The organism is Massilia genomosp. 1 (assembly GCF_011682185.1).
In the GTDB taxonomy this organism is placed as follows: Bacteria; Pseudomonadota; Gammaproteobacteria; order Burkholderiales; family Burkholderiaceae_D; genus Telluria_A; species Telluria_A rubra.
In genome coordinates this window covers 1-993 of the sequence record NZ_WHJF01000317.1, presented here as the reverse complement: position 1 = coordinate 993, position 993 = coordinate 1, and the positions used below count along the sequence as shown (strand labels likewise).

The window sequence follows — 993 nt, the reverse complement described above, 5'->3', positions numbered from 1 at the left end:
CCAAATGCATCGTAACTGGCCGCCCAGACGATGTTGCCGGCCCGGTCGGTTGCCTGCAACGGCGCCCAGCGTTGGTCATGGTGATAGTACGCGACAGTGTCCTGACCATTGCTGTTTTTAGTCTTGATAAACAAAGTTCCCGTCGTGAATAACGAATCCGGACGCGGGCCATATTGCGTCGTGATGGATGCAGGTCCATTGACGCTTACGCTCAGATCGGCGTTCAGGGTGATCGCCTGGGTCGCCTCCGCAATCAGTCCTTCTTGCGCGTAAAGGAAATAGGTGCGGACCGCTGGCGTCAGCGCAGTACCGGTCTTGTTCCTGTATTGCTCTTTCCAGATGCGTCGGCCCACTGCATCATAACCATAGCGTGCGATCAAGCGCTGTGTGCCGTCCTTGACGGCAACCAGACGGTTTTCCAGATCATAGACAAAATGCGTCAGCAGGTTTCCCGGTTCCTTTTTCAGGATCAGGCTTCCCGCGTCGTCGTACTCGTAGCTGGTCGCGTCCGCACCAGTGCCCTGCTGCTTGAGCCGATTGTTGGCGTCATACGTCCATGCACCCGCAACACGGCTGTGCGCGATCCGGTTCGCAACGTCGTCCAACGTGAATGTCTCGCTATCATTCCCCAGTACGCTGCCAGTTCCGCTCTCGGCTGTTTTCAGGCGCAGCTCATCGTCGTAATTGTACGACCTCACCGTGGATTGACCTGCATTGGCGTCCGTACGCGTGTCTTGTTTTAACTCCTGGAGAGCGCCGTACTTGTTGACCAAGTTCAGCAGCGGCTGCTGATTAGGCGCTGTCACATCAAGCTGGACGGGATTAAGCAGGTCGTCATATTTTCTGCTTTGAACCGTGCCGCCGGGCAGGATCGCAGTGGAAGGGGCTGTCCAGTTGAAAGCGCTGACACTGATGCGGCCTTCGCCGGGCACTTCCACACTGTCGAGCTCCCCGTGTTTGCTGTAGCCGTAGCCGACCACCCCGCCATCAGGC

General features: G+C 57.4%; 1 protein-coding gene. It reads right to left on the bottom strand.

Annotation, left to right across the window (positions count from 1 at the left end; genetic code table 11):
- On the bottom strand, nucleotides 1–993 hold a 993-nt coding region (locus F1735_RS33825), incomplete at both ends, for an RHS domain-containing protein (RefSeq protein ID WP_187364434.1).